The 6,745-nt window shown below is 33.3% G+C and carries 9 protein-coding genes; all 9 read right to left on the bottom strand.

The annotated features are described in order from the left end of the window. Positions 1-198: 198 nt before the first annotated feature. The 9 genes from AB5935_RS22925 to AB5935_RS22965 all read right to left on the bottom strand — a co-directional run bounded on the left by AB5935_RS22925 (position 199) and on the right by AB5935_RS22965 (position 5,959). Complete coding sequence (locus tag AB5935_RS22925; protein ID WP_118419330.1) at positions 199-1,533, bottom strand: ATP-binding protein; 1,335 nt, start codon at positions 1,531-1,533, stop codon at positions 199-201. 920 nt (positions 1,534-2,453) lie between these two features. Further along, positions 2,454-3,611: a replication initiation protein gene (locus AB5935_RS22930; RefSeq protein ID WP_368127793.1), complete on the bottom strand. Its 1,158-nt coding sequence runs from the start codon at positions 3,609-3,611 to the stop codon at positions 2,454-2,456. Positions 3,612-3,773: 162 nt separating this feature from the next. Then, positions 3,774-3,986: a hypothetical protein gene (locus AB5935_RS22935; RefSeq protein WP_008671645.1), complete on the bottom strand. Its 213-nt coding sequence runs from the start codon at positions 3,984-3,986 to the stop codon at positions 3,774-3,776. Further along, positions 3,976-4,458 carry a hypothetical protein gene (locus AB5935_RS22940; protein ID WP_008671646.1) on the bottom strand — a complete coding sequence of 161 codons (483 nt, stop codon included), beginning with the start codon at positions 4,456-4,458 and terminating at the stop codon, positions 3,976-3,978. Before AB5935_RS22940 ends, AB5935_RS22935 begins: the two co-directional genes overlap by 11 nt. Before the next feature lie 34 nt (positions 4,459-4,492). Then, positions 4,493-4,804, bottom strand: a complete 312-nt coding sequence (locus tag AB5935_RS22945; RefSeq protein WP_368127794.1) for a hypothetical protein — start codon at positions 4,802-4,804, stop codon at positions 4,493-4,495. 29 nt (positions 4,805-4,833) lie between these two features. Continuing rightward, positions 4,834-5,055, bottom strand: a complete 222-nt coding sequence (locus AB5935_RS22950) for a hypothetical protein (protein WP_008671648.1) — start codon at positions 5,053-5,055, stop codon at positions 4,834-4,836. A gap of 12 nt (positions 5,056-5,067) precedes the next feature. After that, positions 5,068-5,259 carry a hypothetical protein gene (locus AB5935_RS22955; protein ID WP_007559094.1) on the bottom strand — a complete coding sequence of 64 codons (192 nt, stop codon included), beginning with the start codon at positions 5,257-5,259 and terminating at the stop codon, positions 5,068-5,070. Between the two features lie 26 nt (positions 5,260-5,285). Then, positions 5,286-5,537, bottom strand: coding sequence for a hypothetical protein (locus AB5935_RS22960; protein WP_008671649.1), 252 nt, complete (start codon positions 5,535-5,537; stop codon positions 5,286-5,288). 170 nt (positions 5,538-5,707) lie between these two features. Beyond that, positions 5,708-5,959 (bottom strand): hypothetical protein, encoded by a 252-nt coding sequence (locus tag AB5935_RS22965; protein WP_008671650.1) that lies wholly within the window; start codon positions 5,957-5,959, stop codon positions 5,708-5,710. Between the last annotated feature and the right edge of the window lie 786 nt (positions 5,960-6,745).

Here is a 6,745-nt window from a genome sequence, read left to right on the forward strand (position 1 = left end):
ATAGTTTTATGGTATCAATTTTTTGTGTCCGGCTTCCAGCAGCTTTTTGTATTTGGTATCAAAAAGGAGTTCTTCAGAACATATTGAGCATGATAATTCGGTATCATTTCATCATGCTATATACGCCCATCAGTGCCGGAACCGGAGGAAGAATATTGTAAGATATTTGTGATGCCTTATTGTTTGTAGTTCTATTTATTACATATCATCTATTGTGAAGCATTTTGTTTCAATTTCATAGTTATAGAAGAGTTTTGTACGAAGAAATTCTACTTTTTGTTGTAATAATTTTGGCTTAAAATTTTTTCGTAGGCGTTTAACTTCACCGATTAAAACTTTTTTGTTACTTGCGTATATTGCCACAATATCTACTTCGTTTTGAGCCATGTCCTTGCCTTTGGATGTTTCCCACCATGAGCCGATGTTTCTGTAAAACATTTGTTCTGATAATTGCTGCCGAAAGTATCTTTCAAGTACCATGCCAGAATAAGTTGAATAATCTGATTTGATTAGCTCTGCAAGTCCATTTAAATTGCCGGATTCTATAAAATCTTGATTTCGATTTATATATCGAAACCAAAAACGTAAAAAGTTATCTGCTATTTCATAACGTACATTTTGAGTTCCTTCTTTTGATAAAATCGGGCGTTTTCGCCTAATTACAGCATAATCATCTTCTAGGCGTTTCATCTGTCCTCCAATACTTCCGCTTGTAAATGTGGCGAGAATATCAGCCATTGTGTTACGCCCAGAAGCGATAGATGCAAGGATAGAATAATAGTTGCCATATTTCTTCCCGAACTCCTGAATTAATAGATAATCTCCTTCATCAAGAAAAAAAGACCCTGGACGAATCATAAACTCTACCATGTTTGGCATGGTATATGCTCCAGCTTCTAATAAAAGCTCCACGTATTTAGGTACTCCCCCTGTGAATGTATATAGAGCCAATAGGTCTTCATTGGTGTAGTTGGGGTTGAAATCAGCTATGATATTTTTTAGGACGGAAGTAGTGAATGGCATAATCTTTAAGTTACGGTCAGCTCGTCCGTATAATGGTTCACGTGCATCTTTAAAAATGCGGTGCATAAGTGTATATACAGAACCGCTTACTATTAAATTGACGTGTGTGCTATCCTTGTATCTATCCCAAACGTCTTGCATTTCGCTGAAAACAGATTCATTAATGTAGAAAAATTCTTGAAACTCATCTATGATAAGATTGAATTTGCGGTATTTCCCTAATTCCATTAATGAGGTAAAAATATTGATAAACTTTCCTGAACCGTCAGAAAAGTGCATATTAAGCGATTGGCTGATTACTTGTGTAAATTTACTGCAAAGTTCCCCTTCGTTTTTTCGTGCTACAAAAAGATAAACAGTTGGTTGTTCCTCACAACTTTTCAATATGAGTTTTGTTTTTCCAACTCTTCTTCTTCCTGTTACAACAGTAAAACGTGAATGGTCATTAAATGATTGTTCCTGTACTTCGCAAAGTACCTTTAATTCTTCTTCCCTATTATAAAATTTCATATGAATATGTTTTTAAATTCATCGGAGGGTAATTTATCGGTGGATGAATTTCAGTTTCTGTGCAAAGATAATATTTTAATCAATAACTTCTATTGGTCTTATCAAATTTTAGAGAACTTAATTTTTTTATGATAATGTCCTATAAATGTTTGGTATCAAATTCCTTCCCGGTTTTTCTCCAGTACTGGCAGAAAAGGTATCAATTAGATAATGTCTTTTTGCTGATGGACGATAGTTCCTGTTCCTGAATGGTGTCGGTATCGTTTCTTTTATGTTGCAGCCGTTTTTTTGTATTCAAGAGTGGAGAGAAACGCCACAAAGAACTTTAGGGAAAAGAAGATTCTTCGTGTTGCTCTTTCTGGAAGTGAAGCATATTTTATATATTATATGTTTATATGTTATACATTCATATATTATTTATATGTATAGTGTTTTGTCTGTGTTCTTTTTCCCTATAGTTTTATATCAAAAGAACATAGGGACAAAAACCCAACTTTTTAAAATACGCTTTTTTTAGATAGGGACAAAAACCCAACTTTCATTCGAGTAGTTATATCATATAGAGCCTTTTTTAGTTAATATTTGTTCTTTTCCCTAAAGTTTGTGTTAAGATAATAAGAAAAGTTCCTTTTTTAGAGGTTTAGGTGATAAGAAAAGTTCCTTTTTTGTGTTTGGTATGATTATCAGGTTTTTTTTATCAGCTAGTGATGGTAGTGCCCTTTAAAATGAAAAGGTAACTATTTAAAAATCAACGATTAATCACAAAAAGCTAGGGACAAAAACCCAACTTCTTAGGGACAAAAACCCAACTTCTTAGGGACAAAAACCCAACTTCTTAGGGACAAAAACCCAACTTTTACACCATCCATAGGGACAAAAACCCAACTTTTACACCATCCATAGGGACAAAAACCCAACTTTTATTCATCTTCTTTTTCTTCTCCAATCATTCCGGGGAGTATTTCTACCTCTTTTAATAATACGGATAAACAATATTCTGCTTTATTTAAAATTTTATTCCAGTTATCTCTAACATATTCGCCTAGATAAAGCATCTTAGTTACTACTGCTTTATAGTTGTTTAAGGTAATCTGTGGAATAAACTGCTGCAAATGTTCGTCCTTCATTGCAAAGTGCAAAGAACAAAAATTCGTTATCATCTTCTTTTGTCCTTTTAATAGTTCTTCTTCCTTCTTTGATAATGCAGACTTAATAACTTTGAAATTAAGTTTATAAGGCTGTGTATCGCCTGAATTACGATAAACTTCTGCCATTTCAAACCAGCAATCAGCCTGTTCAAACAAATCTTCGTAAACAGGGCGTATTACACGTCTATATAAATCTTTAAACTCGGGGTATTTATCCTCTAGTTTTAAGAATTTCCGAAATCTATCCACATAAATAGAGAAACCACCTTTTTCTTTCCACGAACTAATCAGCATATACATTCTTATTGTATATCTACTTTGCGCTCTTAAGGCTATCTCTTTTATATAGCGTGTAAAGCCTCTATCAACATTAATGAAAACTTTAGCGACCTCTCTATCCATTTCTAAAGAAAAACCTCTTGAATAAGGAGTTTTAGGTATATTTGCCTTTGTAAATAAACCAGTAATAGACCAACTTTCCTCACCTGTTATGGGGTCTTTGACATCAAACTCTACAGGAATACTGATTAATTTACGAACCATACTTTTTACTTCCTTGTATTGGTCTGGACTAACGCCCAAATCCCGATATGCAATATCTACTCTTATACGGTCTGAATATTCTTGAAATAAGGATAATTGCTCGCATGGAATAGATGTACCATATTTATCTAGATGCTGAATACTTAATTCTATGACATTCTGTAATTTCTCTATAACAGCTATTAAGATTCTAATCTGTACTGTCTTAAAATCACCAGCCATTAATGTAACCACATTAGGTTGTTTCAGCCATGTGGGATTTTCTGGGAGTTCCACAGGAAGATTTGTACGAGGATGCCCTTTTCTAATTCTAACAATCTCACCGTCTATTTCTTCTTTTTCTTCTTTCACCGCACGTTTTCGGGCTTTTATTTCTCTATTTACCATCGCTTATTATTTTGACTGATTAATACACCAAAAAAAAGTAGAATAAAGAACATAAACATAAACTTGGCTATATAAAATAGCCCTATGAGAATCATTCTAAATATAGCAATGATAACTTCTAATAGATTTCTTATTATGTTCCTCCAGTTCATTTTCTCTGTTTTATAATTCCTGTCGCCAAAGCTCCGGCTGCACTATTGTATAACCAGCACTTTGCAAATATATTCTTTTAAATTCATCAGGCAACGCTCCTTCAAGGAATAACTTTTTATGCCTTGATGCAGTTCGGCGGTCATATGGACTATTTTTAGACCAACCTCTTTTAAGGATTAGTTCCTTAAAGCATTCATCTAATGTTTTTGCTTTATCTATCATAATCTTTTCGTAAAGAAATTATAGGGTTTTTCATCCCTTTATACATTTCACAAGGATTTCCTAATAGTTCGCACATAACAAAATGTATTATCTTCCCTTCATCCAATGGTGGATTTGATTTATTTGCTAATTCTACAACTAATGTATATTGATAACTATAATTCTCAATAACAATTTCTTTTTCATTAGAAACTTCATTATAAATCTTCCTGTACTTATGCCATAAAGATGTATTAAAAAGCTCTACAGTAAGGTAACTGTTTACCTGCTCTGTTGTATAGTCTTCTGGTAAACGTTCCCCTGTAAGTCTATAAATAGCCTCTATTTTTGCTTTTTTCCCTACAAACTTTTTCTTTCCAATCATCTGACAAGAAGGGAGTTCATCCCTAGATATAAAAGGCTTCAAATCTGACATCTTACGATATACCTTATATTCAATAAACATTCTATCTATATTTTGATTATATGACATCCATTCCCTTTAACACAATTCGATAAAATTATAATCATTTATCCCAATCGTAATTATCGTAATCTATTTCTTTTCCCTTGGCATGGCATTCAGCAACATAATCAGCCCATTTTTTTCGCTTCGTCACATCGAAGGGCATCGAGCGGAACTGCTCTCTCCAGGGCAGTAAGAAAAACGAAAAGTCGTGCTTGTTTGTTACATACTGAACGGCATCTCTAATGGTGTCATACTCATATCCTTCTTCCAACAAAGGTTCGTCACCCAGTTTGGAGTATATGTTTGCCACTTCCCAAAGCATTTTTGCAAATTCCTTGTATGTGGCAAAATTCTTTTCTTTTTTATTCATGACAGGTATTTTCTTTCTGGTTTTAAATATTAATCTTGTTCGATGAAAGTGTTAGTAGTATTCAACACTCCGGCTGAATCCCGATTTTTACCATCACGCACAAAAAAACTATCGCTTAACAGCCTTTCATAATCGAATTTATTCATAAGAATAACACTCGCATTGCCATCTATATACAGTTTGCATTGCATGAATTGAGTTCCTTTTACTTCCTCAATTACGTCTATTTGCATTGTTCTTTTTTTACTCATATCTAATCTGTTTTACGCTAATTCTGTTTCAATAAACTTCATCATCTGATTGTGAAAAGAACCACTCCTTTTTTGCGCAGCCTTACAATCATCAATGGAAAGATTCGATTCCTTAATTATCCCTATTGCGATTGCTGGCATATCTCTGACTACTACAATATGCTGAACAGCAAACCAAATACCATCAATAAATTCATTATTCATATCTTCATTGTTTATTTATAATCTAGTTATACACAAATACTTTTAAACTCCGATTGAGAAATCTGTCCTTTCTCTTTGATTACTCCAAAGAAAGCAGTAGCCGGACAAACATATGCGTCTGTCGTTGTAAGACAAACTCCATCAGAAGGGAAGTATTCACAACCTATATCGTTGTCCCAATCTATATACTTTTGAGCTTCTATCGCTACTTTATCGCAATATTGCCTATATGAGGTGTACGAGCTTCCGACTTCGTTTATCAATCTCTTTATATTCATACTGTTCATAAATACTATCAAACTATTTATCCAATTCCTTTTCTAACTTTTCCCTGTCAATCTCTGGAAACAGTTTAAGAACAAGATTTAGCGAATCGCAATAATTATTTGAATATTTTTCTCTACTCCAATCATAAATTTAATCCTTTCACATTTCTATTAATTGACTATTAATCTGTAGCTTTCTTCAATGCTTCAAAAGAAGACACGTAATCATCAACAGCTTTATTTAACGCTGTATATTTATCTTTCCACGTTACTTTTTGCCGTTGTGTTTCAATATACCTATCATTCAATTGTGCATAATTCTGAATGGCAAATCTAATAGCTTTAGCATCTGTTTTTTCACCAGATAATTTTTTTAAATTTTCCAACTCTGCACAGGCTGCATCGTCTAAGCGTAATGTAAACTCTTTTTTCATAAAAGAATGATTAATGAATTAATACTGAAAAATAACCCTAACAGTTGGCTATGAAATGGATTTAAGAAGCAATGTTTCATAATTTTGTTTGCTGTTCTTTATACTGGCAGCCAAACCAGCTTTAAAGGTTTGTTTATCTCTTTATTTTCAATACTCAAAGATAGTGATTTTCTATAAATGTCGCAAATAATAGGACAATTATTTTTGTTAAAAATGGTTTTAGGCTTATAGCTTGCCGAAGTTTTATTTTTCCCTAAAGTATTGGTATCATAATAATGTTCTTTTTTCGTCCATGTCCGGGAGAACCGGGAAAAGTACGGTATCAAATTCCTTTCCGGCTTTTCTCCAATACTGGCAGAAAAGGTATCAATTAGATGCAATCCTTTTGCTGATGGGCGATAGTTCCTAAATGGTGTCAGTATCGTTTCTTTTATGATGCAGCCGTTTTCCTGTATTCAGATATAGAGAGAAACGACACAAGGAACTTTAGGGAAAAGAAGATTTTTCGTGTTGCTCTTTCTGGAAGTGGAGTATATTAATCATATATTATATGTTTATAGGTTTATATATTCATATATTATTTATATATATAGTGTTTTCTCTTTGTTCTTTTTCCCTATAGTTTTATGGTATCAATTTTTGTGTCCGGCTTCCAGCAGCTTTTTGTATTTGGTATCAAAAAGGAGTTCTTCAGGGTGTATCAGGAACGATAATTCGGTATCATTTCATCATGCTATATACGCCCATCAGTGCCGGAACCAGAAAAAGGATGGTATCAATTTCTTT

This window comes from Phocaeicola sp. RTP21198st1_B8_RTP21198_201120 (genome assembly GCF_040929485.1).
Taxonomy (GTDB): domain Bacteria; phylum Bacteroidota; class Bacteroidia; order Bacteroidales; family Bacteroidaceae; genus Phocaeicola; species Phocaeicola dorei.

Coding starts and splice junctions, on each gene's coding strand:
- AB5935_RS22925 (WP_118419330.1), bottom strand. CDS start 1,533: ATGAAATTTTATAATAGGGAAGAAGAATTAAAGGTACTTTGCGAAGTA.
- AB5935_RS22930 (WP_368127793.1), bottom strand. CDS start 3,611: ATGGTAAATAGAGAAATAAAAGCCCGAAAACGTGCGGTGAAAGAAGAA.
- AB5935_RS22935 (WP_008671645.1), bottom strand. CDS start 3,986: ATGATAGATAAAGCAAAAACATTAGATGAATGCTTTAAGGAACTAATC.
- AB5935_RS22940 (WP_008671646.1), bottom strand. CDS start 4,458: ATGTCATATAATCAAAATATAGATAGAATGTTTATTGAATATAAGGTA.
- AB5935_RS22945 (WP_368127794.1), bottom strand. CDS start 4,804: ATGAATAAAAAAGAAAAGAATTTTGCCACATACAAGGAATTTGCAAAA.
- AB5935_RS22950 (WP_008671648.1), bottom strand. CDS start 5,055: ATGAGTAAAAAAAGAACAATGCAAATAGACGTAATTGAGGAAGTAAAA.
- AB5935_RS22955 (WP_007559094.1), bottom strand. CDS start 5,259: ATGAATAATGAATTTATTGATGGTATTTGGTTTGCTGTTCAGCATATT.
- AB5935_RS22960 (WP_008671649.1), bottom strand. CDS start 5,537: ATGAATATAAAGAGATTGATAAACGAAGTCGGAAGCTCGTACACCTCA.
- AB5935_RS22965 (WP_008671650.1), bottom strand. CDS start 5,959: ATGAAAAAAGAGTTTACATTACGCTTAGACGATGCAGCCTGTGCAGAG.